At 41.0% G+C, this 26,263-nt stretch carries 29 protein-coding genes; all 29 read left to right on the top strand.

The window, feature by feature from the left end:
* Position 1: 1 nt before the first annotated feature.
* Positions 2-1,324, top strand: coding sequence for a germination protein YpeB (gene ypeB / locus JOD45_RS07400; RefSeq protein ID WP_205003240.1), 1,323 nt, complete (start codon positions 2-4; stop codon positions 1,322-1,324).
* A gap of 267 nt (positions 1,325-1,591) precedes the next feature.
* Positions 1,592-2,269, top strand: a complete 678-nt coding sequence (gene cmk / locus JOD45_RS07395; RefSeq protein WP_205003239.1) for a (d)CMP kinase — start codon at positions 1,592-1,594, stop codon at positions 2,267-2,269.
* Complete coding sequence (locus JOD45_RS07390; RefSeq protein ID WP_205003238.1) at positions 2,266-2,850, top strand: 1-acyl-sn-glycerol-3-phosphate acyltransferase; 585 nt, start codon at positions 2,266-2,268, stop codon at positions 2,848-2,850. The genes cmk and JOD45_RS07390 overlap by 4 nt, the downstream gene beginning before the upstream one ends.
* Positions 2,851-3,063: 213 nt before the next feature.
* The gene (rpsA, locus tag JOD45_RS07385; protein ID WP_205003237.1) at positions 3,064-4,212 is read left to right on the top strand and encodes a 30S ribosomal protein S1; all 1,149 of its coding nucleotides are present in this window, start codon (positions 3,064-3,066) and stop codon (positions 4,210-4,212) included.
* A 96-nt stretch (positions 4,213-4,308) separates the two neighbouring features.
* Positions 4,309-4,905 (top strand): YphA family membrane protein, encoded by a 597-nt coding sequence (locus tag JOD45_RS07380; RefSeq protein WP_205003236.1) that lies wholly within the window; start codon positions 4,309-4,311, stop codon positions 4,903-4,905.
* 278 nt (positions 4,906-5,183) lie between these two features.
* Positions 5,184-6,500 (top strand): ribosome biogenesis GTPase Der, encoded by a 1,317-nt coding sequence (gene der, locus JOD45_RS07375; protein ID WP_205003235.1) that lies wholly within the window; start codon positions 5,184-5,186, stop codon positions 6,498-6,500.
* A gap of 18 nt (positions 6,501-6,518) precedes the next feature.
* Complete coding sequence (gene plsY, locus JOD45_RS07370; protein WP_205003234.1) at positions 6,519-7,112, top strand: glycerol-3-phosphate 1-O-acyltransferase PlsY; 594 nt, start codon at positions 6,519-6,521, stop codon at positions 7,110-7,112.
* A gap of 44 nt (positions 7,113-7,156) precedes the next feature.
* Positions 7,157-8,212, top strand: coding sequence for an NAD(P)H-dependent glycerol-3-phosphate dehydrogenase (locus tag JOD45_RS07365; RefSeq protein ID WP_205003233.1), 1,056 nt, complete (start codon positions 7,157-7,159; stop codon positions 8,210-8,212).
* Between the two features lie 79 nt (positions 8,213-8,291).
* Positions 8,292-8,552 (top strand): stage VI sporulation protein F, encoded by a 261-nt coding sequence (locus JOD45_RS07360; protein ID WP_205003232.1) that lies wholly within the window; start codon positions 8,292-8,294, stop codon positions 8,550-8,552.
* A gap of 193 nt (positions 8,553-8,745) precedes the next feature.
* Positions 8,746-8,937, top strand: coding sequence for a DUF2768 family protein (locus tag JOD45_RS16545; protein ID WP_205003231.1), 192 nt, complete (start codon positions 8,746-8,748; stop codon positions 8,935-8,937).
* Positions 8,938-8,971: 34 nt separating this feature from the next.
* Positions 8,972-9,685, top strand: coding sequence for a hypothetical protein (locus JOD45_RS07350; protein WP_205003230.1), 714 nt, complete (start codon positions 8,972-8,974; stop codon positions 9,683-9,685).
* Positions 9,686-9,859: 174 nt separating this feature from the next.
* Positions 9,860-11,338: a stage IV sporulation protein A gene (gene spoIVA, locus JOD45_RS07345; protein WP_205003229.1), complete on the top strand. Its 1,479-nt coding sequence runs from the start codon at positions 9,860-9,862 to the stop codon at positions 11,336-11,338.
* A 208-nt stretch (positions 11,339-11,546) separates the two neighbouring features.
* Positions 11,547-11,792, top strand: a complete 246-nt coding sequence (locus JOD45_RS07340; RefSeq protein ID WP_205003228.1) for a hypothetical protein — start codon at positions 11,547-11,549, stop codon at positions 11,790-11,792.
* Positions 11,793-11,820: 28 nt separating this feature from the next.
* Complete coding sequence (locus JOD45_RS07335) at positions 11,821-12,408, top strand: hypothetical protein (RefSeq protein WP_205003227.1); 588 nt, start codon at positions 11,821-11,823, stop codon at positions 12,406-12,408.
* Between the two features lie 267 nt (positions 12,409-12,675).
* Positions 12,676-12,948, top strand: coding sequence for an HU family DNA-binding protein (locus JOD45_RS07330; protein ID WP_205003226.1), 273 nt, complete (start codon positions 12,676-12,678; stop codon positions 12,946-12,948).
* 175 nt (positions 12,949-13,123) lie between these two features.
* Positions 13,124-13,687, top strand: coding sequence for a GTP cyclohydrolase I FolE (gene folE / locus JOD45_RS07325; RefSeq protein ID WP_205003225.1), 564 nt, complete (start codon positions 13,124-13,126; stop codon positions 13,685-13,687).
* A 65-nt stretch (positions 13,688-13,752) separates the two neighbouring features.
* Positions 13,753-13,962: a trp RNA-binding attenuation protein MtrB gene (gene mtrB / locus JOD45_RS07320; protein ID WP_205003287.1), complete on the top strand. Its 210-nt coding sequence runs from the start codon at positions 13,753-13,755 to the stop codon at positions 13,960-13,962.
* A gap of 272 nt (positions 13,963-14,234) precedes the next feature.
* Positions 14,235-15,038, top strand: a complete 804-nt coding sequence (locus JOD45_RS07315; protein ID WP_205003224.1) for a heptaprenyl diphosphate synthase component 1 — start codon at positions 14,235-14,237, stop codon at positions 15,036-15,038.
* 3 nt (positions 15,039-15,041) lie between these two features.
* Positions 15,042-15,752: a demethylmenaquinone methyltransferase gene (locus JOD45_RS07310; RefSeq protein ID WP_205003221.1), complete on the top strand. Its 711-nt coding sequence runs from the start codon at positions 15,042-15,044 to the stop codon at positions 15,750-15,752.
* Between the two features lie 21 nt (positions 15,753-15,773).
* Positions 15,774-16,742, top strand: a complete 969-nt coding sequence (gene hepT / locus JOD45_RS07305; RefSeq protein WP_205003220.1) for a heptaprenyl diphosphate synthase component II — start codon at positions 15,774-15,776, stop codon at positions 16,740-16,742.
* 143 nt (positions 16,743-16,885) lie between these two features.
* Entirely contained in the window at positions 16,886-17,329 is a 444-nt protein-coding gene (gene ndk, locus JOD45_RS07300) for a nucleoside-diphosphate kinase (RefSeq protein ID WP_205003219.1), read from the top strand.
* Between the two features lie 372 nt (positions 17,330-17,701).
* Positions 17,702-18,868 carry a chorismate synthase gene (gene aroC, locus JOD45_RS07295; RefSeq protein WP_205003218.1) on the top strand — a complete coding sequence of 389 codons (1,167 nt, stop codon included), beginning with the start codon at positions 17,702-17,704 and terminating at the stop codon, positions 18,866-18,868.
* Positions 18,850-19,944: a 3-dehydroquinate synthase gene (aroB, locus tag JOD45_RS07290; protein ID WP_205003215.1), complete on the top strand. Its 1,095-nt coding sequence runs from the start codon at positions 18,850-18,852 to the stop codon at positions 19,942-19,944. Before aroC ends, aroB begins: the two co-directional genes overlap by 19 nt.
* 301 nt (positions 19,945-20,245) lie before the next feature.
* On the top strand, positions 20,246-21,748 hold the full coding sequence (gene trpE, locus JOD45_RS07285) for an anthranilate synthase component I (protein ID WP_205003214.1): 1,503 nt from the start codon (positions 20,246-20,248) through the stop codon (positions 21,746-21,748).
* Positions 21,741-22,763 (top strand): anthranilate phosphoribosyltransferase, encoded by a 1,023-nt coding sequence (gene trpD / locus JOD45_RS07280; RefSeq protein WP_205003213.1) that lies wholly within the window; start codon positions 21,741-21,743, stop codon positions 22,761-22,763. The genes trpE and trpD overlap by 8 nt, the downstream gene beginning before the upstream one ends.
* Positions 22,756-23,520, top strand: coding sequence for an indole-3-glycerol phosphate synthase TrpC (gene trpC / locus JOD45_RS07275; RefSeq protein WP_205003212.1), 765 nt, complete (start codon positions 22,756-22,758; stop codon positions 23,518-23,520). Before trpD ends, trpC begins: the two co-directional genes overlap by 8 nt.
* On the top strand, positions 23,517-24,173 hold the full coding sequence (locus tag JOD45_RS07270) for a phosphoribosylanthranilate isomerase (RefSeq protein ID WP_205003211.1): 657 nt from the start codon (positions 23,517-23,519) through the stop codon (positions 24,171-24,173). The genes trpC and JOD45_RS07270 overlap by 4 nt, the downstream gene beginning before the upstream one ends.
* The gene (gene trpB, locus JOD45_RS07265; RefSeq protein ID WP_205003210.1) at positions 24,160-25,362 is read left to right on the top strand and encodes a tryptophan synthase subunit beta; all 1,203 of its coding nucleotides are present in this window, start codon (positions 24,160-24,162) and stop codon (positions 25,360-25,362) included. The genes JOD45_RS07270 and trpB overlap by 14 nt, the downstream gene beginning before the upstream one ends.
* Positions 25,349-26,203, top strand: a complete 855-nt coding sequence (trpA, locus tag JOD45_RS07260; protein ID WP_205003209.1) for a tryptophan synthase subunit alpha — start codon at positions 25,349-25,351, stop codon at positions 26,201-26,203. The genes trpB and trpA overlap by 14 nt, the downstream gene beginning before the upstream one ends.
* Positions 26,204-26,263: the final 60 nt, after the last annotated feature.

Below are 26,263 nucleotides of genomic sequence, written 5' to 3'. Positions count from 1 at the left end.
TGTGATTCGGTCTGCGCTTATTGTATTACTCGTTTTTGTTGTAGCTGGAGTAGGTTACTGGGGGTACCAGGAACATAGAGAAAAAAATGCTGTTCTTATTCACGCGGAGAATGATTATCAGCAAGCTTATCACGAACTGGCTTATTATGTAGATCAACTAGATAATAAGCTTGGAACAACGCTCGCCATGAGCTCAAGGGATACGATGAGGCCGCAGCTTGCTGAAGTTTGGCAGTTAGCAACGATGGCTCACGGCGCGGTAGGCGAATTGCCTTTAACTTTAATGCCTTTTAATAAAACGAATGAATATTTAAGCAACTTAAGCCGTTTCAGTTATCAAGCATCCATTAAAAACGAAAGTAATCAGCCGTTGTCGGCTCAAGAATATCATCAGCTTGAAAAATTATATAAACAATCGCACAAAATAGAAACTGATTTAAGAAATGTGCAAAACAAAATAATGAAAAATCATTTGAGATGGATGGATGTTGAAATGGCGCTGGCATCTCAAAATGAAAAAAAAGACAATCAAATTATTGATGGTTTAAAAACTGTAGACGGTAAAATTGGGAATTTTGAGAATAAATGGGGTCCGGAAGTAGAACAGATGAGCGCCAGCCAAGAAGGCCGATTAAATCATTTGCCAGGTCCGCGCATCTCAAAAGCTCAAGCCGTAAAAAGAACAAAAGAATTTCTTCATTTAAACCATTCTTCAACAATTACCGCACAAAAAAGCGGCAAAGGCGCCTATTTCGATTCTTATAATATGACGATTAAAAATAAGAAAACAGGTCAAAACATTGTTGCGTCTGTATCAAGCAAAGGCGGCTATCTCATATGGTTTATTGACCACCGCCCGGTTAAATACGATCGAATCAGTTTATATAAGGCATCTAAGAAAGCTGAACAATTTTTAAAGCAACACGGTTTTAAAAATATGACTTTGGTTAAAAGTGATCAGTATGAACATATCGGTGTGTTTACTCTTGTAAAAACGGTCAACAATGTTAGGATCTATCCTGCCACAGTTAATGTTAAAGTCGCCATGGATAATGGACAGATCATGGCATTCGATCAAACAGAATATCTCATCAATCAAAAAGTCAACATTGATTTAAAACCGAAACTATCAGAAAAAGACGCTTTGAAGACATTAAACAAAAATGTAAAAGTTCAAGAAACCCATTTGGTCGTTTATCAAAATGAACTGGGCAAAAACACACTGTGCTACGAATTCTTAGGAACTAAAGGAAGGGATACTTATAGAATACTGATTAATGCCGATAATGGGCAGCAAGAAAAAACAGAACTGCTTACCGATTAAGCTGCAATGTATGCATACAGGTATGGAGAATGTCCCCGGCAGTCTCCATACCCTTTTTCCTGATGAAAAAATCAAAAAAGATGAATATATGGTTGAAATGAGCGGGAAAGTAATGGAACACATCCTCGCTAATATGGTATAGTAATCATGGTAAGGCAGGACAACCATAATAACAGATGTTAATCGTTTATTGCCTATGATATCTCAATTAAACAAAAATACTTTTTAATCATTTCTAAAGGATTTGCTTGGAATTGGGGAGGAACTATGAATAAAAGAATTCAAATAGCTATTGATGGACCTGCAGCGGCAGGCAAAAGCACAGTTGCAAAAAAAGTCGCGGACGTCCTTTCATATATATACATAGATACAGGCGCCATGTACAGGGCCCTTACGTACAAAGCATTAAAAAAAGACATCGATCTTCATGACGGTGCTGCTTTAGGAATGCTTCTCGATGAAACGACAATAAAATTAGTCCCTTCAGAAAATGGACAAAAGGTCTTGGTTAACGGCGAGGATGTTACGGAAGAAATTAGGTATCAGAATGTCACTAATCATGTTTCTTTGGTTTCCCAGCATGGAGAGGTCAGGGAAGAAATGGTTAAAAGACAGAGAGAAATGGCAACCGAGGGCGGTGTAGTCATGGATGGGCGCGATATTGGCACCCACGTTCTTCCAAATGCTGAAGTGAAAATTTTTCTGAAAGCATCCGTTGAGGAGCGAGCTTTACGACGTTATAAGGAACAAAAACAAAAAGGGATCGAAACACCGCTTGATCAATTAAAAGAGGAGATTGCGACTAGAGATAAGCTTGATAGCGAGAGAGAAATTTCTCCGTTAATTAAGGCTGAAGATGCGTTCGAGATTGATACAACGTCAATGAGTATAGAAGATGTTGTTAACCTTATCTTAAAAAAGGTGAAAGAGAGGAGTGAAGCGTGAGTCTTTATTCCTTTGGAAAGCCTATTGTTTCAGGCCTTTTCAAGCTTTTCTTTCGCTATAAAGTCATTGGAGAAGAAAATGTTCCAAAAGACGGCGGCGTTTTGCTTTGCAGCAACCATTTATCTAATTTCGACCCGCCTATGATAGGCTGTGCTTGTCCGCGCGAGTTAAGCTTTATGGCAAAAGCTGAATTATTTAAAATTCCTTTGTTAAAACAATTAATTACTAGACTCAATGCGATACCAGTAAAAAGAGGACATTCAGACCGGCAAGCTTTTAAGATGACAATGAAGCTGCTTGAAGAAGGGAAAACTATGACGATTTTCCCAGAGGGGACGAGAAATAAGACTGATCAGTTAAAAAAAGGCCTGTCGGGAGCCGGTTTTTTTGCATTGCGAACGAATGCGCATGTCGTACCTTGCGCCATTATAGGATCGTATAAACTCTTTAAACCTATTAAAGTTGTTTTTGGCGAGCCGATAGACTTTTCTGAATTAAAGTCAAGAAAAGCAAAACCTGCTGAAGCAACTGAGATAATCATGACACATATTCAAGCATTAATTGACCAACATAAATCATAGACGGCATTAAGGAGAAATCCCCGTCTCGGCGTAAAGCTGCAAGAAGCTTAAATATGCTGATGCAGCTTTTCTGCTAAAGGTCACTCCATAAATGATCATTAACCGATTTAAGACTTTATATATCATACTACTTGACAAATGAAGATATTTGTAAGATGTTAAAATAAAGGCATTTTTATGTTTTTGTGTTTCAATTAAAGGAGGTCACTGTCAATGGTTGAAGACATGAATAATGAAATGGCAACATTTGATGCATTATCAATCGGCGATATCGTTAAAGGGAAAATTACCAAAGTAGAGGAAAAGCATGCTTTGGTTGATGTAGGATATAAAATGGAGGGTATCCTGCCTATTAGTGAATTATCCAGCTTGCATGTTGAGAAAGTCAGCGACATTCTTTCCGCTGGGGATGACGTCGAGGTTAAAGTGACTAAATTATCTGATGATGAACTCGTCCTCTCCAAAAAGGAAGTTGATGCAGATAAAGCATGGGAAGATCTTGAGGCGAAATACAATGAAAAGACAACGTTTTCAGTTGAAATTGCCGATGTGGTTAAAGGCGGGCTTGTTGTTGATTTAGGCGTTCGCGGTTTTATCCCAGCTTCCCTTGTTGAACGGCATTTTGTTGAAGATTTCAGCGAGTACAAAGGTAAAAAGCTTGACGTGAAAATTGTAGAACTTGATCGAGAAAAACGCAAGGTTATTTTATCGCATCGTGCGGTCTTGGACGAAGAAGCGGCGCTTGCCAAACAAAAAACGCTGAGCGAAATTAAACCTGGCAATGTTTTAGAAGGAACGGTTCAGCGAATTACTGATTTCGGCGCATTCGTTGATATCGGCGGTGTGGATGGTCTTGTCCATATTTCCCAGCTGGCTCATCACCGTGTTGAAACACCGCAGGAAGTTGTTTCCGAAGGCGATACAGTTAAAGTTAAAGTTCTTTCAGTTGATACTGATAATGAAAGGATTTCATTATCTATTAAAGAGACGCAGCCGGGTCCATGGGAAGAAGCGAAAGGCAGAATCAAGGCTGGAGATGTATTGGAAGGTACTGTGAAAAGATTAGTGCCGTTCGGTGCATTTATTGAATTATTTCCAGGTGTGGAAGGCTTGGTTCATATTTCGGAAATATCCCGCCGTCATATCGGTACGCCTGGTGAAGTGTTAACTGAAGGTAAAACAGTTAAAGTAAAGGTTCTTGACGTTAATTTTGACGAAAAACGCGTTTCCCTAAGCATTCGTGAATTAGAGGAAGAGCCGAAACAAGTACAAACCGACCATATGAAAGAGCAGCACGATGACAATAACACAGGATTTTCACTTGGTGACATGATAGGCGACCAGCTTAAGAAATATAAATAAAATAACTAAACACATAAAAAGCGTTCCTTCCGGAGCGCTTTTTTTATGTGTTTAATTTTCAGTCAATGCTTCCATAATGAATATGAGGTGATAATTATGGATGGCATTGTGTTCTATTGGGTGATGTGGGGAATATGGGTTTGGACGACTTTTATAATGGGATATCGGCCGTTAAGGTTTTGGGCCAGTTTTGCTTGTTTAATAGCCATCATTTTTTCGGGAGCTTTTATACATGTTAATATGATTAAAATAAATGCTGCTTATATCTTATTCTTTGCCGTTGGCTTAGGATTGCTGAGAAGATCTTCTTATTTGAAATTAGGCTATTATATCATTGTGCATTTGTTTGTCATGATGCTTTATATTGTTTATACCAAATACACCTTGTATGAACCGGCAATTCTTTTGAAGATTAACCAATGGCTGTTTTTTGCGGCGATATTTTTGGTTGTTCAGCTGCTTGTAAAGCCCTTTAAAATACGCCTTGCAGTCATCATTATCGGCTTCTGCCAGGCAGAATGGGTCATGAGTATTGTGCTGTCCCCGAAAGACTTTATCATTGGCGACTATCCATTTCTTGACAGATTAGCTTTTTTGACTTTTTTAACAATCAGCTGGCATTTTATACATAGAATCAGCCATCAGTTATATCAAACATTAAATAGATCTTCTATTGGGCGAATTGAAAAATAAACTGCTGCGAGCTCCCAAGAGAAAGAGGGAACAAAACTTCATCACTCATCATTGGCGCATCCGTTCAAATGCGCCTTAAAAAGCATGAGCATCTTCTCGGCCGCCAATATAACTGCAGTTGTTTTCCTTAAAATAGATTGAGTGTCTAATACTTTTTTGGTAAGATGATAAAGCTAAGGAAAGAACATTCTGTTAGCGTTTAAAACGGTCCTATTACATAAATGTTTATGAATACATGATCTCTAATCTTTAACTTCTAGAACAAAGGATGTGCAAGTATGGCAAAACCAGTTGTAGCCATTGTCGGCAGACCGAATGTGGGAAAGTCTACAATTTTTAATCGGATTGTAGGTGAACGTGTAGCTATTGTGGAGGATATTCCCGGCGTGACGAGAGATCGTATTTACGGAGCTGGAGAATGGTTAAATCATCATTTTAATATTATAGATACAGGCGGCATTGAATTAGGTGATGAACCGCTTCTAGTGCAAATGCGCGAACAAGCGCATATCGCCATTGATGAGGCGGATGTTATTTTGTTTATCGTTGACGGCAAAGACGGTTTAACAGGTGCCGATGAAGAAGTGGCAAGTCTATTATATCGATCAAAGAAGCCTGTTGTGCTTGGTGTGAACAAGATTGACGATTTTAAACAAGAAATGAATCTTTATGACTTTTATTCATTAGGCTTTGGCGAGCCGATTGCTATATCCGGTGCTCATGGCCGCGGTTTAGGCGATTTATTGGATGAGGTTGTGGCTCACTTTCCAAAAAACAAAGAAGATGACTATGATGAAACAACCATTAAATTTTCAATTATCGGAAGGCCAAATGTAGGAAAGTCCTCTCTTGTTAATGCCATTCTAGGCAAAGATCGCGTCATTGTCAGCGATATAGCCGGAACGACGAGAGATGCTGTTGATACGCCTTTCACAAGAGAGGGCCAAAACTATGTTATCATTGACACGGCCGGTATTAGAAAGCGCGGCAAAGTTTATGAAAAAACGGAAAAATACAGTGTTCTCAGGGCTCAAAAAGCCATTGAAGGCTCAGATGTTGTCCTTGTTGTAATCAATGGCGAAGAAGGGATTATTGAGCAAGATAAAAAAATTGCCGGCTATGCTCATCAAGCCGGAAGAGCCATCATTATTATTGTAAATAAATGGGATATCGTAAAAAAAGATAATAAAACAATGGAAAATTTCAAACGAAAAATCCGTGACCATTTTCAATTCCTTGATTATGCACCGATAGTTTTTCTGTCTGCCTTGACCAAACAAAGGCTTCATCACTTACTGCCAATGATCCGGACAGTTTCAGAAAATCACAGCTTAAGAGTGCAAACGAGTCTCTTAAATGATGTTATTATGGATGCAACTGCGATGACGCCTCCGCCTTCAGATAAGGGCAAACGGCTAAAAATTTATTATGCGACCCAAGTTGGGGTGAAACCGCCGACATTTGTTTTGTTTGTTAATGATCCTGAATTGCTTCATTTTTCATATGAACGATATTTAGAAAATAAAATAAGAGACACTTTTGGCTTCGTCGGCACGCCAATTAAGATCTTAACTCGAAAAAAGCATGATAAATAGGAGGTCTAGGGGGGTATTATGTTTATATTATCATTTATTATTGCCTACCTGATTGGGTCTATCAGCTTCAGTTACCTGATGACTAAAAAAATAAAAAAAGTCGATATCCGCAAATATGGAAGCGGTAATGCCGGTGCAACAAATACGCTTCGCGTTTTGGGGGTCGGGCCGGCAATATGTGTATTGCTGCTTGATGTGCTTAAGGGGGTCATCGCTATATTGCTGGCAAAAGCGATGCATTTAGACCCTTGGGCAGTAGCTGTTACCGGGTTATTTGCTATTATCGGACATAATTTCCCTGTCTTTTTTGGATTTAAAGGCGGAAAGGGTGTGGCAACCACTATTGGCGTATTTGCCATGCTATCTTTTCTTCCGACACTGATTGCGGGAATCGTTGCTATTGCTGTTATTTTAATCACGAGATTTGTTTCATTAGGTTCCCTTATCCTTATAATCTTAACACCGATTATTTCTTGGTGGTTCAAAAACTTACCATTAAGTTACATATATGTAGATGCTCTTATTGCTTTACTTGCTGTTTGGCAGCACAGAACTAATATTAAACGATTAATTCGCGGAGAAGAAAATAAACTTGGCCAAAAAGGGGCCTAGAAAACTTTCGCAATCATATTTGCACAAATCAGAGGAGGATTTTGATGGACAAATTAGCAGTGCTTGGAGCGGGAAGCTGGGGAACAGCGTTGGCAATCGTTCTTGCTGATAATGGATATAATATTAACCTTTGGGCGAGAAGACAGGAACAGATCGACGAAATTAATCAACGCCATACGAATGCACGCTATTTGCCTGATATTGCTTTGCCGGAAAATATTAAAGGCACAGCCGATATAGGAGAAGCGGTTCGGGATGTCGATACGATCTTAGTTGTTACGCCGACTAAGGCGATTCGCGATGTATTAAGCCAGGTAAAGCCTTTCCTGAAGAAGCCTGTGTTATTTATTCACGGTACAAAAGGGATAGAGCCGCGCACATCAAAACGAGTATCCGAAATCATCGAAGAAGAAATCCCGGAAAACCTTAGAAAAGCTGTTGCTGTATTATCAGGCCCGAGTCATGCCGAAGAAGTTTGCCACAAGCAGCCAACGACGGTAACAGTAGCATCATATGATAAGGACGCCGCCCGAAAGGTCCAAGATATGTTTATCAACCAAAATTTCCGGGTCTATACCAATCATGATGTCATAGGGGTTGAAATCGGCGGTGCACTGAAAAATATTATTGCATTAGGTGCAGGCATTTCCGACGGTCTTAATTACGGAGATAATGCTAAAGCTGCACTGATTACCCGAGGTTTGGCTGAAATCACCCGTTTAGGCACAAAAATGGGCGCTCATCCATTAACTTTTACAGGTCTTGCAGGCATGGGGGATTTAATAGTCACCTGTACAAGCGTTCACAGCAGAAACTGGCGTGCAGGAAACCTCCTTGGCAAAGGCTATGATTTAAATCAAATACTGGATGAAATGGGTATGGTTGTCGAAGGAGTTAGAACGACTGAAGCGGCTTATTATCTCTCAGAAAAAGAAGAGGTTGACATGCCGATTACAAAGGCAATATATGAGTTGCTATTCAACGATAAGCCTGCCAAAAAAGCAGTTGATGAACTGATGGGCAGAGTCAAGACTCATGAAATCGGTGAATTATCCGATATATTAATGCAAAGGATGGAGAAGGAAGACAGCCCTTTTTAAGGCCAGCCTTACCGTTTGGCGCACAATGAAAGGCTCCTCGCATATAATGTCATGAAAGCAGGGAAAAGGAGGACTTTCATTGGATCCGAACAATCCTTTTTTTGATCAAATTGAAAAGAAAACAAATGTAAAAAAAGAAGATATCTTTGCGCTTGCTAATTCAGTTGCCAATGCCAATTTTCAAGATGAACAAACGGTGAGACAACTTGTTCATCGAGTAGCTAGATTAGCAAATGTATCTGTTCCGAAGCAAAAGGAAGATGCCATTGTTAAGGCGATCGTGAATAATAATATTCCTATGAATTTTTCTTCCTTGTCAAAAATGTTTGATCAAAAGTAAAAAAACTAGGCCATAGTCAGAGACAATCTATTGTCTTATGGCATACGGTATATTGAATACACAATCAATTCAGGAAGGGCTGTCGATGTACGGAAGGGTTTAGTCACTCAGAAGGAAGCAGTGCTTCCTTCTGTTTTTTATGTTCAGAAATATTTAAATTGATAGTATTGTGTTATAATACAAGGGAGGAGGGATGAGAGTGAGCCCAGGTTTCATTCAGATGTGGATATCATTTATTGCGATGGGTTTAATGATTGCCGCTGCCCTTTTAATCATGTTAAGCCGCTGTAAATTGAAGGGGATCTTTAGATTTGCCTTATCTTTTTTTTCGTATTTTATTTTTATTATCGGCGGGCTCTTAATGTTACTTGTTATGATAACATAGCTGAAATTGAACAATACATAAAGGGTGACTGTACATGCGTTATTGTTTCGGCATCATTTACAGCTTATTGATTGTTGTTGCGCTTTCGGGATGTATGGGGCAAGAATTGGAAGCTTCGCAAAGCCACATAGCTTATCAATCGCAGCTTGATGAGGTGCAGAGCGCCGTCTTAGATTATAAAAAAGATACGGGTGTTCTGCCGATTTTGAACAGCAGCGAACACACGCCAATATATGAAAAATACAGGATCGATTTTAAACGTTTAGTCCCCGAATACATGTCTGAGCCGCCGTCCAATGCGTATTCCAAAGGCGGTTATTTCGAATATGTTCTCATTCATCCAGAGAAAAATCCACAGGTTAAAGTATTTGACTTGACCTTGGTTAATAAAGTTCAAGAAATAGAACAGCAAATTCAAGATTACCGGTACAATAAGGGTTACTCTCCCCTTGGCGGCGTCATTACGGAAAAAAGATATAAAATTGACTTTAAGGATCTCGGTTACACAAAACCGCCGACAGTGACCAGTCCATACAGCGGAAAGCCGTTGGGGTTTATTATGGATAATCATTCGCATGTCTATATCAATTATTTGCCCGATATCAAACGCGCTTATAAAAAATATAAAAACGATGTTCATGAAGGAGAAGACTTGCGCGAACTGTTAGCCAAACATTCATTGTATGTTCCTGTGAAATCCTTGCCGTATACCGTAAAAAATAACCGTATTGTTTTTTTAGTAAAGTAGTCATCAAATGCCCTCTCTTACAATACTTATATGAGAGAGGTTTTTTATTTTCTTCAGGATGGTTTTAGATCAAAGAAATTGAAGTTTAGTTGGCATATTTAATGGACAAAGTCATAGTTATATAGTATTGAATAACGTCAATGATTGAAATTGGAGATCGGGAGGGTGTTTAATTTGGAAAGAGTCGATATTTTTAAAGATATCGCCGAAAGAACAGGGGGGGATATCTACCTTGGCGTTGTTGGGGCAGTCCGTACCGGTAAATCAACTTTTATTAAAAAGTTTATGGAGCTTGTTGTTTTGCCCAATATAGAAAATGAAGCAGAGCGCGCCCGGGCGCAGGATGAATTGCCGCAAAGCGGCGCAGGAAAACAAATTATGACAACAGAGCCGAAATTTGTTCCGAATAATGCTGTTGCCGTCAAGGTTGATGAAGGCCTTGAAGTCAATATACGTCTTGTAGACTGCGTTGGCTATGCGGTCGCTGGAGCCAAAGGCTTTGAAGATGAAAACGGTCCGCGCATGGTTCATACGCCATGGTATGACGAACCGATCCCTTTTCAAGAAGCTGCTGAAATTGGAACAAGAAAGGTTATTCAAGAACACTCAACACTGGGAATTGTTGTAACAACAGACGGATCAATCGGTGAAATTTCTCGTCAAGATTACTTGGAAGCTGAGGAAAGGGTTGTTGAAGAACTTAAAGAAGTAGGAAAGCCGTTTGTTATGATTGTTAACTCCGCTCATCCTCATCATCCCGATACAGAGTCGCTGAGAAGAGAATTAGCGGAAAAATATGATATTCCAGTGTTGGCTCAAAGCGTTGAAAATATGACCGAACACGATATTAATAATGTCTTAAGAGAAACATTATATGAATTCCCAGTCCTTGAGGTTAATGTTAATTTGCCAAGCTGGGTTATGGTGCTTCATGAAAATCATTGGCTTAGAGAAAGCTATGAAGATGCGGTCAAAAACACTGTCAAAGACATTAAGCGTTTGCGTGACGTTGACCGTGTTGTCGGGTATTTTAATGAATATGAATTTATTGATGATGCCCAGCTTTCGGGTATTGACATGGGGCAAGGCATAGCGGAAATTGATTTATATGCGCCTGACGACTTGTATGATCAAGTGTTGAAAGAAGTCGTTGGCGTAGAAATACGAGGAAAGGATCATTTGCTTCAGCTGATGCAAGAATTTGCCTATGCTAAGCGAGAATATGACCAAGTGGCCGATGCCTTAACGATGGTTAAACAAACCGGCTACGGCATTGCAGCGCCGGCGATAACTGATATGAGCTTGGATGAACCGGAAATTATTCGTCAAGGTTCAAGATTCGGTGTACGTCTAAAAGCTGTTGCGCCTTCCATCCATATGATCAAAGTCGATGTCGAATCTGAATTTGCGCCAATCATTGGAACTGAGAAACAAAGTGAAGAACTTGTCAGATATTTGATGCAGGATTTTGAAGATGATCCGCTGTCGATTTGGAATTCTGATATCTTTGGCAGATCGCTAAATTCGATTGTTCGGGAAGGGATTTCTGCGAAGTTATCGCTAATGCCTGAAAATGCCAGATATAAACTGAAGGAAACTTTAGAAAGGATTATCAATGAAGGTTCCGGCGGGCTGATCGCAATAATATTATAAATGTTGCATTGTCCACAGACTCTCAGCTGAGGGTCTTTTTTGTATGTTGCGCGCATAAAAGCTTGATTAAAAGCGTATCAGCCTTTATCGTGATGCACAGGACGGACCCATAAGCTCATAACATAGTTGTGAAGCTGTAAAAAACAAGAGCCTGAATAAGAAATCGTGTTAACTCTCCTGAAACGTTCTTGCGAGGGGGTTATAAATGATGGCTGTAAATTTTAGTTTTGGTTCAATCAATGTCAATTCACAAGCCCGCAATTCAACGGTTTCGGTTGGAGAGAGCAACATGCCCGGGTGGACTTATTACGGCAAAAGTGCTTATGGGAACGGCTTTTTTATAGGGATATCTAATACACAATTTGTTTCAGGCAATGTGAACGATATGGACGGTATTGACAATCCGATCAGTACAGCGACAAATGATCCAAGTGTTCAAGGCCAAGGTTTATAACGAACCTTGGCAGCAGGGGGGGAACCGTATGAGATTGAAAAAAACAGCAGAAGTTAATTTTCAGCAATTGTCTATTAATAATATCGATACTTCCTCCGGTGTTTTTATTGGACAAATTCAAGCCAATGGCTGGCACAGTTCGAAAAAGGACAATTATGGATTTGGGTCAGTCAGCCATGGGAAGGTTCATGATACCGTTCAAATTGTTATTGACAATGACAATATTGATATGCCTGTGAATCATTGCACTGATAACTTTTGCAAGGAAGAACACAGTTGTCCTGATGACCAAACGAAAAAAGCAGCGGGCGAAGAGGACAGTCATGAAGGTGAGGAGACTATTCAGCAAAACTTTCAGTTTAATGATATTAATATTAATGATTCTTCTATTAACTCAGCTGTTGCAATAGGGGAAAATTCACAGAACAACTGGCATTCGCAGACGAAAAATAATTACGGCATTGGCAGATTTATTGGAGAAATCTATGCGGAACGTCTAGCGGGAAACATTAATGATCAAGACATAATAGATGCGGCTGCCTGTACAAAAAATATTAACAGCCTTATGCCAATGATGACACCTCAGACTATCAAACAGGATAAAAAAGAAATATAATGGATTTTATGGTGCGGGAATATCGCTTTAAGAGATAGGCATACATAGAATCAATGAAAATAAAAAACTGCGGGCCTGCAGGTTTGACTTTCTATAAAAATGGTTATTATGATAAATAATATTAGAATTTTCACGAAAGCAGTCTTTGTGGATCTTTTATTAAAAAATGTTGAATTCCTTTATAACTTCGTATAAGATAGGCTTTGATAATGCATTTGAAAAAGAAAAGCATTTTTGAATGACATTATTTGAGAGGAGGTGAAGGCATTGAATAAGACTGATTTAATTAATGCTGTTGCGGAATCTGCGCAACTTTCTAAGAAAGATGCTACTGCAGCTGTAGATGCCGTGTTCCAACACATTGCTGACGCTCTCAAAGAAGGTAGTAAGGTTCAATTAATAGGATTCGGTAACTTTGAAGTTCGCGAACGCTCTGCAAGAAAAGGTCGCAATCCTCAAACAGGCGAGGAAATTGATATTCCTGCGAGCAAAGTTCCGGCCTTTAAGCCAGGTAAGGCCCTAAAGGACGCTGTTAAATAAACATCAATACATAGGGCAGAAAAAAGAGCCAAATCCGGCTCTTTTTTTATTTTTGCAAGAAAGAGGCTGCCATCCTCGCTAAGGCTTTGCTAATCAGTGCGTTTCCTTTACTTTTAATAAGCGGTTGTGCTAATATTTCTTTGATAGACAGGTCGTTTTGAATGGAGGATTCACTGTGAGCGTAGATCATGAGAAAATCGAAAAAGCAGTTAAAATGATTATTGAGGCTATTGGCGAAGACCCTGAACGTGAGGGATTATTAGATACACCGAAACGTGTAGCAAGAATGTATGAAGAAGTTTTCCAAGGGCTGAAGCAAGATCCGGAAGCGTACTTTGCAACAGTCTTTGGCGAGGACCATGAAGAATTAGTGCTTGTTAAGGACATCCCTTTTTATTCAATGTGTGAACATCATTTAGTTCCGTTTTACGGCAAGGCTCATGTCGGCTATATCCCAAGGGGCGGAAAAGTAACTGGATTAAGCAAGCTGGCACGGGCGGTGGAAGCTGTTGCGAAACGTCCGCAGCTGCAGGAAAGGATTACAACAACGATTGCGGATGCCATTGTAAATAAACTTAATCCTCACGGGGTCATTGTTGTTGTTGAAGCGGAACATATGTGCATGACGATGCGCGGCGTGAAAAAGCCTGGTTCTAAAACCGTAACTTCTGCAGTGCGGGGCATTTTCCAAAAGGACGCCTCTGCCCGATCCGAGGCCATGATGCTAATTAAAGAATAACTGGCTGTCAATGTTATCTTTTGAAAATTCTGTTCTTGCAAGGAGGGTTTTTATTGGCTGAAAATATGTCTAATGACTTCATGGTGATAAAAGCAGAGGAAAACGGCGTCAATGTCATGGGGCTTACAAGAGGCGCCGATACGCGCTTTCACCATATTGAAAAACTTGATAAAGGAGAAGTGATTATTTGCCAATTTACCGAACAAACGGCTGCAGTCAAAGTTCGGGGCAAAGCGACTATCCAAACGAGACATGGTGTTATTAACGCAGAATAAGCAAAAATGTCACTAAGCGGATCGATAAAAAGATAGCAAGGTTCTAAAATTGTATTTGTTAACCGCTTTTTTAATTTAAACAACATTTGTCGGCTGACAGCCTTTAGATGCAGCGGCTGCTGCGATAAGCAGTCAGAACAACATTTCTAACGTTTAAAATAAAAGCAGGCTGCCCTGCTTTTATTGTTTATTGGCAGATATGTTTTATGATATAATATTTAGAGGCTTTTAGAGCGGTACGACTTATTCTTGATTAGTGTGGGGGACATATAATGACCATCAATGAAGTGCTGTTAGATATTAAAAAGAAGTTAATACATACTATAGAACACCCATACTTAGGCAAATACTTAAATCAACCATACATAGATGAAGACAAACTCTTAGCTTTCTATTTGCTTTTTAAAGAGAACAGCTCTTACAAAGAAATGAATGATTATGTCATCGTCATGATGCTCGTCCAGATTGCCCTTGATACTCATGATAAGGTCACCAATGAGAAATTAATCGACCAGGGAAGCATCAAGGAAAGGCAGCTTACCGTACTTGGCGGGGATTATTACAGTGCTCTTTACTATTTTATATTAACAAATATTCCTGACTTGAAGATGACCAAGCAAATAGCTGGGGCTATTCAAGAAATTAACGAATATAAAATGGCGTTTTTTGCCAACGACCATATTCAGTGGTCAACTTTGCTTCATCAGCTTGGCCGCATTGAATCGGCACTCGTCACTAAAATCGCTTCGCATTTGGGATTTTCTGATTGGGCAGAAGTCATGTTTGATTACTTCCTGTTAAAGAGACTGTCCTTTGAAAGACATGCAGTTAACAGCGGCAGTGACCATCCTTTTTCATTTTTTCATCATCTGGATATCCTTAATAAGAAGCCTAACACCCCGAAAGTGACTTTGCAGAAAATAGATTATCATTTTCAGGAAATAAAATTACGGCTGGAACAAACCCTGAAAGACTCTCCATTATTTGCAGCTTTTCTTAAGCATTGTTCTTTGAAATCAATATTTGAAAATGATGGTCGCGTATTTTACGATCAACGGCTAGCGGAAGAAGGTTAAAAAATGAGCGAAGCAAAGCGTGAAAAGGTACATGATGTATTTCAAACGATATACAAAAAATATGATTTTATGAATTCGCTGATGAGCTTCAATTGCCATAAATCATGGCGAAAAAAAACGATGAAGATCATGAACGTCGAGCCTGGAAAGAAAGCTTTGGATGTTTGCTGCGGAACCGGGGATTGGACAATAGCGCTCGCGGAAGCAGCGGGAGACAGCGGGCGTGTATATGGATTAGATTTCAGCGAAAATATGCTTCAAGTCGCTGAAAAAAAAGTCAGCGAACAACAATTGGCGAATGTTGAGCTGGTACATGGCGATGCCATGAAAATGCCTTATGAGGAAAATCAATTCGATTATGTAACCATCGGATTCGGTTTGCGGAATGTTCCTGACTACTTAACGGTTCTTAAAGAAATGCACCGTGTTTTAAAGCCGGGAGGGATGGTTGTATGCTTAGAAACATCTCAGCCTACTATCCCTGTCTATACACAGCTTTATTTTTTTTACTTCAAAAACATCATGCCGCTATTAGGCAAATATTTTGCAAATAGTTATGATGAGTATGTATGGCTGTACGAATCAACCAAGAACTTTCCAGATAAAAAGACGCTTGCGGGCCTGTTTCAGGAAGCTGGGTTTTCCAATGTGAAAATCAAGTCTTTTATGGGAGGGATCGCAGCTGTCCACTATGCGGTAAAGCAAGACGATTAAATAATATAAAGGTGAATGGCTATGTCACTGACAAGAATATATAAAGAACTTAAAAGAGATTTGAATGATATTGAAAAAGGAATAGAGGAAGCCGTCGCATCCGACCATCCGACGCTTCATCAAGCGGGCTATGAGCTGATAAAAGCCGGCGGAAAACGAATCAGGCCGATATTGGTATTGCTGTCTTCGCGCTACGGAAAAAAAGACGATCCCGCTGTAAAAAAAGCTGCCATTACCTTGGAGCTTATACATACTGCTTCCCTTGTTCATGATGATGTCATCGATAATGCGGAACTGCGCAGGGGCAAGCCGACGGTTAAAGCGAAATGGAACAACCGTACCGCTATGTATGCCGGCGATTATCTGTTTGCCAAAGCAATTGATATAATGGCGGATATTCAAAATCCATATGCAAACCAAGTCGTGGCCAAAGCGATGCGGGAAATGAGCATAGGAGAAATTGAGCAAATTAAAGATCAGTTTAATTACCGGCAAAATCTTCGACAATATTTGCTTAGAATCAAACGAAAGACAGCATTGCTCATGGCTATTAGCTGTGAACTGGGGGCAATTGCTTCAGGCGCCTCCCGATCTATTGGGCGCAAGCTGTATTATTTCGGGTATTTCATGGGTATGTCTTATCAAATCACAGATGATATCCTTGACTTTGTAGGGACTGAAAAGCAGTTAGGCAAACCTGCCGGGAGCGACTTGAAGCAAGGGAATATTACTCTGCCGACGCTCATGGCTTTCCGGCATTCAGACATTAAAGCGGCTGTTAAACGAACGCTCGATATGGACAATCCTTCCGCACAAGATTTCGACGGTGTTATCAACTTAATCAAACAATCGGACGCCATTGAAGTTTCCCAAGAAATAAGCACACAATATCTTAAGAAAGCCTATAATATCCTTAATGATCTCCCTGACCATTCATCAACCCGTTCATTCAGGGAAATTGCCGATTATATTGGCATAAGAAAATATTAATTTGTATTTGTGAAAAAATTTTGATAGACTTAGGCTGATACAAACATTATACTATTTACAGGTTCGATAATTGTCTTACAAAAGGGATGATTGTCCCTTTTCGTTATCGAACATATAGAGTACATAGGATTGGAGAGATCATTATGGAGAAAACATTTCTTATGGTCAAGCCTGACGGTGTTCAGAGGAATTTAATCGGAGAGATCGTCCGCCGCTTTGAAAGCAAAGGCTTTCAGCTTGTTGGAGCAAAACTGATGATGGTTTCCCAAGAGCTTGCTGAAAAGCATTACGGCGAACATAAAGATAAGCCGTTTTTCGGAGAGCTGGTTAGTTTCATTACTTCCGGGCCAGTCTTTGCCATGGTATGGCAAGGAGAAAATATTATTGCTCAGGCGAGAAAAATGATGGGAGCCACAAATCCTGCAGAAGCAGCGCCAGGAACGATTCGCGGCGATTTTGGCGTACAAGTCAGCCAAAATATCATTCACGGGTCTGACTCTCCGGAGAGCGCAGAACGTGAAATTGCTTTATTTTTCAATGAAAGCGATCTCATCAGCTACGAAAAAATGATAAATAAATGGGTATAAATTACGGTTTGTGTTCGCTGTAAACACATGCGAGCGCTGCTGTATAACTAATGAAAAACCAGCCTTTAGGGCTGGTTTTTTAGCACCCGTGATGTTGCTGCATATGCCTTCATAAGTTCAGGCGGCGCAATGCAAAGAGAGTAAAAGCAGCAATACATTATTCATAAATTATTTTGAAAATATGTTACAATCAAAAAGAACATCAGAAGCATGTTCTGATAGAATAATGATTAAATGTTGACTTATTAAGATTTTGATAGTATAACATCCTTTAAAAAAATAAATTGGACAAGGAGGGAGACCGTTACTGAAAAACCGACAGCCATATAAAACTATTTTATAGTTTTATAAGTTTTTCATAACGGATAAACAATGAGATTTTTAACAGCTGGTGAATCACACGGCCCGCAATTAACGGCCATTATTGAAGGACTGCCTGCCCATTTGGAACTGACGGCAGATGCAATAAATCGTGAACTCAAGCGCAGACAAGGCGGTTACGGCCGAGGGCGCAGGATGAAAATTGAAAGTGATCAAGTTCAAATATTATCAGGCGTCAGGCACGGACAAACAACTGGGGCGCCGGTCACATTGGTTGTTCAAAATAAAGACTGGAAAAATTGGCAGGATATTATGGGGCCCGACCCTATTGATGCCTCCCAAGAAGTTAAAAAGCAAGTGACTCGTCCGAGACCTGGACACGCCGATCTTAACGGTGCGATTAAATACGGACATCGGGACATGAGAAATGTTCTGGAGCGGTCATCTGCAAGAGAAACAACGATCCGCGTCGCGCTTGGCGCAGTGGCTAAGCAGCTTTTATCCCAATTCGGCATTGAGATAGCCGGCCGTGTTGTCGAAATCGGCGGCGTGAAAGATGAACAAGAATATGCTTCATCTGTTAAAGACATACAGTCGATAACCGAGGCTTCACCGGTTCGCTGCATGGATAAAGAAATTGAACAAAAGATGATAGCAGCCATTGATGAAGCGAAAAAGAACGGTGATTCCCTCGGCGGCGTTGTTGAAGTGATCGTGACAGGCGTGCCTGTGGGGTTGGGCAGCCATGTTCATTTTGATCGGAAACTGGATGCGCGCATTGCTATGGCCGTTACAAGCATCAATGCTTTTAAGGGCGTTGAATTTGGCATTGGTTTTAGGGCAGCTGAAAAACCGGGCAGCCAAGTTCACGATGAAATCATTTGGTCAGAAGATAAAGGATATACTCGAAAAACAAATCGCCTCGGCGGATTTGAAGGCGGGATGACGACTGGCATGCCTATCGTTGTGAGAGGTGTTATGAAGCCTATTCCAACGCTCTATAAACCTTTGCAAAGTGTTGATATCGAAACAAAAGAACCGTTTTCAGCGAGCATTGAACGCTCAGACAATTGTGCGGTGCCAGCGGCAAGTGTTGTATGTGAAAGTGTTGTCGCTTGGGAAATTGCCCAGGCAATGATGGAGAAATTTCCAAGTGATAGAATAGAAGAAATGAAAGAGGCTTTCGAAAAATATCAGGAATGGGCGATGAATTTTTAATGGATAAGTTAATTATTCAAACCAAGCACGCTGATTACCCTGTTTATATTGGTCCAGGATTAAGGTTTCGTTTGGCCGAATTGATACCGGATCAATATTCGAGTTTCTATATCATTACTGATGATCAGGTTGGACGTTATTATGGAGACGAGGTATACGAGGCGCTGTCAGGATTCAAAACATATATCTACACTGTACAGTCAGGTGAAAATGCTAAAAGCATGAAAGTCTATCAGGAAATTTTGGATGATATGCTGGAAAAACAGCTGGACCGCCGTACATGTGTTGTTGCGCTTGGAGGCGGTGTTGTCGGTGATTTAGCAGGATTTGTTGCCGCTACTTATTTAAGAGGCGTTGGCTTCATTCAAATGCCGACAACATTGCTTGCCCATGATTCAAGTGTTGGCGGCAAGGTGGCGATCAACCATAAAATGGGCAAGAATTTAATAGGCGCCTTCTACCATCCCTCTGCTGTTATTTATGATTCCGAAACCCTTGAAACACTTTCTTTAAGGGAACGCCGTTCAGGCTTTGCAGAACTTATTAAGCATAGTTTAATTGATTCGGTCCAGTTTTTCGATCAATTGAAAGCGGCTGTCCCTAATGAGACGGCAATGACTCCGGAGAATATCCAGCCTTTTATCAAAGAAGGCATCCGGGTAAAAGCGGGCATTGTCAGTCAAGATGAGCGTGAATCAGGAATTAGAACGCATTTGAATTTTGGCCATACACTTGGCCACGCGATTGAGAGTGAATATGGATACGGCAGGCTGGCGCATGGAGAAGCAGTAGCCATTGGGATGGTGTTTGCCATGCATTTAAGTGAAGCGCACTACAGGCGCAAGCTGCCGATAGATAAAGTTTCATCATGGCTTAAAGCTTTAGGGCTGCCAACACAAGTGCCGGCAGGACTCAATATTGAGAACATCTTGCATCGTATGCGCTATGATAAAAAGACTCAAGCAGGCAGCCTGCGTTTTGTGCTAATGAAAGAGATCGGATCCGTAGAAACTAAGACAGTTGCCATTGAGGAAGTTGAAGAAGTTTTATCTGCTTTCATGAAGAAAAATAAATAAAAACTGTTGACAATTTGCAATTTTTTATTTATAATTTCATAAAGTTTACAAAGATGAGTTTATGAGTTGAGTTTAGTTAAATAAGCGTTCAAAAAAGAGGGCAAACAGGCCGCCTGTTTTCCGGAATTTTTGAACATTCCAGTTGAGATGAGAATGAGTGTATAGAGAAGAGTTGAGCTGAGGGTTATTTTTGAAGATTGGATAAGTATACCCATGGGCTGTTTCTATACCCATGGGTTTTTTGCCTTCTCTTGACCTCGCAGCACTCATTCCCCCTTTAATGACAAGGAGGAGTGAGAAAATGAATCCCCATAGAAAGTACGTCACAATCCCTCTTAAGGACAGTTTTTTTACAGATGTTTTGACTCCTATTGAGATTGCTGAATCTTTTCAAGACCAATTCTGTTATCTGCTTGAAAGCCGTGATAATCAATCGGCATGGGGCAGGTATTCGTTTATTGGTATTCATCCCTTTGCTTATATCAAGAAACATGATGATGTTTTTGTCTTAGAAGATACAAACGGCAGCGTTCTCATTAAAGAAAGTTCGCTCAAGAATATCATCAATCAGTCTAAACACTTTTTTAATGTCAAGACAATCCATACAGATTTGCCTTTTTCAGGGGGAGCAGTAGGCTGTATCGGCTATGATGCGGTCTGTGATTTTGAAAGAGTTCCACGGCATCCCCGCAATGATCTGCAAATACCGGTATATGAATTTATTTTTTGCAGGACAATTATTGCTTTTGACCATTTTGAACAGATGGTTAACGTCATTCATTATATCACGTTGGAGGAATCTCTATCTGCAAATGAACGGCAAGCGGTTATCGAAAAGGAGAAGAGCCGGCTGACCCATATCGTCAGCCGAATCCGGAACCAATCATTGCACCATTCTTTCATTCGTTTTTCTCAAGATATTAACCATTTTAAACATCATCATCGATCTATTAAATCAACCATGCGTAAACAAGACTATTGTGCGAAAGCAGAAAAAATTAAAGACTATATTGGTGCGGGCGATGTATTTCAAACAGTCTTATCTCATCGGCTGGAGATTGATTTGCCTGTATCATCGTGGGATCTCTATCGAACGTTAAGGGTAACTAATCCATCGCCGTATTTATTTTATTTTAAAGGTTCCGGTTATGAACTTGTCGGCAGTTCACCCGAGAGAATGGTCAAAGTTCAAGATCGGGCGGCGGAAATTCATCCGATAGCGGGCACCCGTCCCAGAAGCAAAGATAGAGAGTCTGATCATCGATTGCAAGAAGAACTTATAAGAGATGAAAAAGAACGGGCTGAGCACTTAATGCTCGTTGATTTGGCAAGAAACGATATCGGCAAAGTATCAGAGTTTGGCAGCGTCAAGGTCAATAAACTAATGGAAGTTGGAAAATTCGCAAAAGTTATGCACCTTGTCTCGGTTGTTGAAGGAACGCTCAAAGAAGAGGCTGCGCCTGTTGATGCACTGATAGCCGCTTTTCCTGCCGGCACGCTTTCAGGGGCTCCTAAAATAAGAGCCATGGAGATTATTAACGAGCTTGAGCCCGTATCCAGAGGCTTTTACGGCGGTGCTGTCGGTTATATAGGTTTCGATGGCAATATTGATATGTGCATTACTATTCGAACGTTTACATGTATCGGCGGAAGCGCCTATATTCAAGCAGGTGCCGGGATAGTAGCGGATTCTTCCCCTGAAGCGGAATGGGAGGAGACCTTTAATAAGGCGCGGGCGCTGCTTCAATCGGCAGAAAAAGCCCGGGTTCTTTTTGCGGCAGACAAGGAGGGTCAATATGTTTAAACAAACATTGGAATATATATTAAACGGCGGTACTCTGACTGAAAGCGAAGCGATGTCGGCGATGGAAATGGTTATGAATGGATCGGCCACGCCGGTTCAAATCGCAAGTCTTCTGTCAATGATCAGATTCCGGGGAGAAACAGTTGACGAACTCACTGGATTCATCCGCTCAATGCGGGCTCATGCCTTGAAAATTGAGCATGAAGAAGATGTCATGGACACTTGCGGCACGGGCGGAGATTGTGCATCAACATTTAATATCTCAACGGCATCGGCTATCTTATTATCATCCATGGATGTTAAAGTGGCTAAACATGGAAATCGCGCCGTTTCGTCTAAAAGCGGCAGCGTCGATGTCCTCGAGCTGTTAGACATTCCGGTGCAATCAACACCGGAAGAAGCCGTACAATCCCTCCAGGAACATCATTTATGCTTTTTGTTTGCTCAGAATTATCACCGATCTATGAAATACGCTGCAGAACCAAGGAAGGAATTAGGATTTCGGACGACTTTTAATCTTCTTGGCCCGCTTGTCAATCCCGCTTCATGCGAGAAACAGCTTATCGGCGTTTATGATTATCATTTAGCCGAAAAGATCGCTCAATCCCTTGTCAGATTAGGTGCGAAACGTATCCTGCTTGTGACAGGGGAAGATGGGCTGGACGAGGCGACAATCGCCGGAAAGACAAAGATGATTCTTGTTGAAGGAACCGATATACAGCAATTTTCTATATCGCCTGAGGATGTCGGGCTGAAAAGGCATCCGCTCTCAGCCATTCAAGTCGCAAATGCTAAGGAAAGCGCTGATTTGATCGAAGCTGTTTTTAAAGGATGTGCAGCTGAGGCAGCTATTCATACAGTTCTGCTTAATACAGCTTGCGGATTGTATGTTTACGGCAGGACAGAAAGCATTGCCGAAGGGGTGAAAGAAGCAAGTCAAGCATTATACAGCGGGGCGGGGTATGATCAACTGCAAAAATTAAGGTTAATTAAGAAGGTGAAAACACATGCTTAATCAGATACTTGAAACGAAAAAGGCAGAATGCAAAACACTAGTTATGCCTGATGAAACGGCAAATATTAGCCGAAAATCGCTCAAAAAAGCGCTGCTTCATTCAAACCGCCGGCTCGGCATTATCGCCGAAATTAAGAAAGCTTCTCCATCGAAAGGACTATTTAAAGAGCAGGTTGATGCGGGAGCTGTCGCCCGCGAATACGCGGAAGCAGGGGCAGATGCTATTTCAGTTTTAACTGATCGCATCTATTTTCAAGGGTCAAATGAAAATCTTATCAAAGCAAAGCTTGCTGTCGATCTTCCAGTTCTCAGAAAGGACTTTATTATTGATAAGAGGCAATTAGAAGAAAGCCGATTAATCGGTGCGGATGCTGTGCTGCTTATTGCCGGCGCTCTCCCTGCTAAAAAGCTTTATGAGTTTTATGTCGAGGCCTGCCATCTTGGCCTGGAAGTTCTGGTTGAAGTACACGATGAAAATGAATTAACGGCCGTCTTAAATGAATTCAAACCCGAAATCATCGGCATTAACAACCGTAATCTCAAAACCTTTGAAACTAATATACAAAATACAATGCAATTGCTGCCGATGATCCCAAATGACATTGTCATCGTTAGCGAATCAGGGATAAAATCGGCGAATGACATTGATTTGTTAATCAGCAGGCAAGTGAATGGTGCATTAGTTGGTGAAGCATTAATGACCGCGCCGGCACCTAAGGAAGGTTTGGCATGTCTCTTTGGGGAGGGGATGGCATGAAACAGCCGCTGCTTAAATTTTGCGGCAACCATTCATTAAATGATTTGGCATTATCAATTCAAAGCAAAGCACATTTTATTGGCATCGTTTTTGCGAAAGAAAGCAGACGCTCTGTAATTGTCAGCGAGGCGGAAGTTTGGTTTCGGAAAATTGGTTTAAGAGCGTACCAAAAACTTGTCGCTGTATTTGTCAATAGTCCGGCCGCAGTTATTCAGGATGCTGCCATGCGACTGCCGATTGATGTTATTCAATGCCACGGCAACGAAACAGTCGATGAAATAGTTGATTTAAAGCTTCAAGTAAAAAAACCGATTTGGAAAGCCATCCATCAAGATCAGCATACTGTCTTTAAGATGCGGAAATATGAGGGTGTTGTTGACGGTTTTATTATTGACACAAAAACGGTCCAATGGGGAGGAAGCGGGATCTCTTTTGACTGGAAGCATATCCCGCTGTATATGGAAGAAGCCAAAAGACAAGGCGTTCATTGCTTTATTGCCGGGGGAATAGGTCCGGACAATATTGATCATTTATTGGCGTACGAACCGGATGGGATTGATATAGCTTCAGGCATTGAAACCGAACTGAAGAAAGATCCGGTTAAAATAAGGCAAATTGAGAGAAAGGCGGGGGTTATTTATGAAACAACCTAATCATCTAGGACGTTACGGAGCCTTTGGCGGCAAATTTGTACCCGAAACTTTGATGTATGCTTTAGAAGAGTTGGAAGCCGCTCTAACAGATGCTATGAATGACAGTGAATTTCTTAACCTGCTCCAGCATACTTTGAAAGAATATTCAGGAAGACCGACGCCGATCACGCCCATAAAGCGGTTAAGCGCTGAAATCGGCGGCGCGCAAATCTATTTGAAAAGGGAAGATTTGAATCATACAGGCGCTCATAAAATAAATAATGCCATTGGCCAAGGGCTCTTGGCAAAGCGAATGGGCAAACAAAAAATTGTTGCAGAAACAGGTGCGGGGCAGCACGGCGTAGCTGCAGCCACTGTCGCAGCGTATTTAGGGCTTTCTTGTATCGTTTTTATGGGAAAAAAAGATATTGAACGCCAGTCTTTAAATGTTTTTCGCATGGAGCTCTTAGGTGCGGAAGTGGTTGCTGTTGAAAGCGGCAGCCAAACATTAAAGGATGCTACTAATGAAGCTATCCGTTATTGGGTCTCCCATGTTGATGATACCTTTTACTTAATCGGTTCTGTCGTTGGTCCTCACCCGTATCCTTTGATGGTCAGAAACTTTCAAAGAATCATAGGGGAAGAAGCAAAGGAACAAATGTTGAGCAAGACAGGGAAACTGCCGAATGCAGTTTGTGCATGCGTTGGCGGCGGCAGTAATGCGATGGGCGTGTTTTATCCTTTTCTTGAAGATGATGTACAGCTATTTGGTGCCGAAGCCGGCGGAAAAGGTACAGATACAAAAGAACATGCGGCTACTTTAAATAAGGGGCGAAAGGGTGTGATTCACGGCGCGCTGACCTACTTGCTCCAAGATGACAGAGGGCAAATTTTGGAACCTTATTCAATTTCAGCCGGATTAGATTACCCTGGCATTGGACCTGAACATGCTTATTTGGCGGAAATCGGCCGGGCTCATTATGAAAGCATTACGGATGACGAAGCTGTTAAGGCATTGCAAGCATTATGCGAAAAAGAAGGTATTTTACCTGCTTTGGAAAGCGCTCATGCTTTGGCGCTGGCCTTCAAGAAAGCCCAAACCATGCCGCCTGAACAGTCAATATTAGTTTGTTTATCCGGACGCGGCGATAAGGATGTTCAAACGATAAGGAAAGTTTTGAAGGAGGGCGGGAGCCATGTCTCGGTTTAGCCGCTATATTTCCAAAGATAATAAAATGCTGTTTATTCCATATATTACAGCAGGTGATCCTAATGCTGATGCAACTGTTGATTTAGCGTTAATGTTAGAATCTTTGGGCGCTCATGCTATTGAACTCGGTATTCCTTATTCTGACCCGCTTGCGGACGGTCCTGTTATTCAAAAAGCTTCGATTCGTGCACTGAACAGCGGGATGACTTTGGAAAGAGCTATGTCATTGGTTCCTATCATGAGGGAAAAGGGATTAAAAATTCCGGTAATTATATTTACTTACTATAATCTTTTGTTACAATTAGGAGAAGAACAATTTTTTAAATTGGCGAAAAATGGCGATATAGATGCTGTTCTTGTGCCCGATTTGCCGTTTGAAGAAAGCTGTTTATTAAGGGAAAAAGCTAAAGTTCATCAAATTCCTTTAATTTCTCTCGTCGCACCGACAACCTCGGTTGAACGATTGAAGAAAATCGGAGAGGCATCCGAGGGTTTTTTATATTGCGTATCTTCACTTGGCGTAACGGGTGTGAGAGATGAATTTCATCCTGATGTATACCATTTTCTGAAAAATGTAAAGTCGGCTTGTGATTTGCCGATTGCTGTCGGCTTTGGCATTTCCTCTTATCAGCAAGTCGAAAAACTCTCGCCCTTCTGTGATGGTTTCATTGTCGGAAGCGTCATTGTACGAGAAGTCGAAAACAGGATTGATCAACTCGCTAAGGATGATCAACGCCCGCTGGCTGTAGAAGAAATCAAACGGACTCTTTCTGTTAAGCTTTTCGGACCGTTCGAAGCGCCAAATCAAAACAAAGGAACGGAGAGCACCGCTTATTCTTAATTCAATGTCTCTGCACTTCGCGGGCAAAATAGCAGGCTATTAAATAATCGGCACATTTTT

This window comes from Scopulibacillus daqui (assembly GCF_016908855.1).
GTDB lineage: Bacteria > Bacillota > Bacilli > Bacillales > Sporolactobacillaceae > Scopulibacillus_A > Scopulibacillus_A daqui.
This window is presented reverse-complemented; position numbering and strand designations above follow the sequence as displayed.

Bases quoted from the DNA above. Each gene is read 5' to 3' on its own strand.
- mtrB (WP_205003287.1), top strand. From the start codon at position 13,753: ATGTCTAATGACTTCATGGTGATAAAAGCAGAGGAAAACGGCGTCAAT.
- cmk (WP_205003239.1), top strand. From the start codon at position 1,592: ATGAATAAAAGAATTCAAATAGCTATTGATGGACCTGCAGCGGCAGGC.
- JOD45_RS07365 (WP_205003233.1), top strand. From the start codon at position 7,157: ATGGACAAATTAGCAGTGCTTGGAGCGGGAAGCTGGGGAACAGCGTTG.
- trpB (WP_205003210.1), top strand. From the start codon at position 24,160: ATGAAACAACCTAATCATCTAGGACGTTACGGAGCCTTTGGCGGCAAA.
- plsY (WP_205003234.1), top strand. From the start codon at position 6,519: ATGTTTATATTATCATTTATTATTGCCTACCTGATTGGGTCTATCAGC.
- JOD45_RS07315 (WP_205003224.1), top strand. From the start codon at position 14,235: ATGACCATCAATGAAGTGCTGTTAGATATTAAAAAGAAGTTAATACAT.
- aroB (WP_205003215.1), top strand. From the start codon at position 18,850: ATGGGCGATGAATTTTTAATGGATAAGTTAATTATTCAAACCAAGCAC.
- aroC (WP_205003218.1), top strand. From the start codon at position 17,702: ATGAGATTTTTAACAGCTGGTGAATCACACGGCCCGCAATTAACGGCC.
- JOD45_RS07270 (WP_205003211.1), top strand. From the start codon at position 23,517: ATGAAACAGCCGCTGCTTAAATTTTGCGGCAACCATTCATTAAATGAT.
- ndk (WP_205003219.1), top strand. From the start codon at position 16,886: ATGGAGAAAACATTTCTTATGGTCAAGCCTGACGGTGTTCAGAGGAAT.
- trpD (WP_205003213.1), top strand. From the start codon at position 21,741: ATGTTTAAACAAACATTGGAATATATATTAAACGGCGGTACTCTGACT.
- JOD45_RS07310 (WP_205003221.1), top strand. From the start codon at position 15,042: ATGAGCGAAGCAAAGCGTGAAAAGGTACATGATGTATTTCAAACGATA.
- JOD45_RS16545 (WP_205003231.1), top strand. From the start codon at position 8,746: ATGAGAGTGAGCCCAGGTTTCATTCAGATGTGGATATCATTTATTGCG.
- der (WP_205003235.1), top strand. From the start codon at position 5,184: ATGGCAAAACCAGTTGTAGCCATTGTCGGCAGACCGAATGTGGGAAAG.
- JOD45_RS07340 (WP_205003228.1), top strand. From the start codon at position 11,547: ATGGCTGTAAATTTTAGTTTTGGTTCAATCAATGTCAATTCACAAGCC.
- JOD45_RS07350 (WP_205003230.1), top strand. From the start codon at position 8,972: ATGCGTTATTGTTTCGGCATCATTTACAGCTTATTGATTGTTGTTGCG.
- rpsA (WP_205003237.1), top strand. From the start codon at position 3,064: ATGGTTGAAGACATGAATAATGAAATGGCAACATTTGATGCATTATCA.
- trpE (WP_205003214.1), top strand. From the start codon at position 20,246: ATGAATCCCCATAGAAAGTACGTCACAATCCCTCTTAAGGACAGTTTT.
- trpA (WP_205003209.1), top strand. From the start codon at position 25,349: ATGTCTCGGTTTAGCCGCTATATTTCCAAAGATAATAAAATGCTGTTT.
- trpC (WP_205003212.1), top strand. From the start codon at position 22,756: ATGCTTAATCAGATACTTGAAACGAAAAAGGCAGAATGCAAAACACTA.
- JOD45_RS07335 (WP_205003227.1), top strand. From the start codon at position 11,821: ATGAGATTGAAAAAAACAGCAGAAGTTAATTTTCAGCAATTGTCTATT.
- JOD45_RS07380 (WP_205003236.1), top strand. From the start codon at position 4,309: ATGGATGGCATTGTGTTCTATTGGGTGATGTGGGGAATATGGGTTTGG.
- hepT (WP_205003220.1), top strand. From the start codon at position 15,774: ATGTCACTGACAAGAATATATAAAGAACTTAAAAGAGATTTGAATGAT.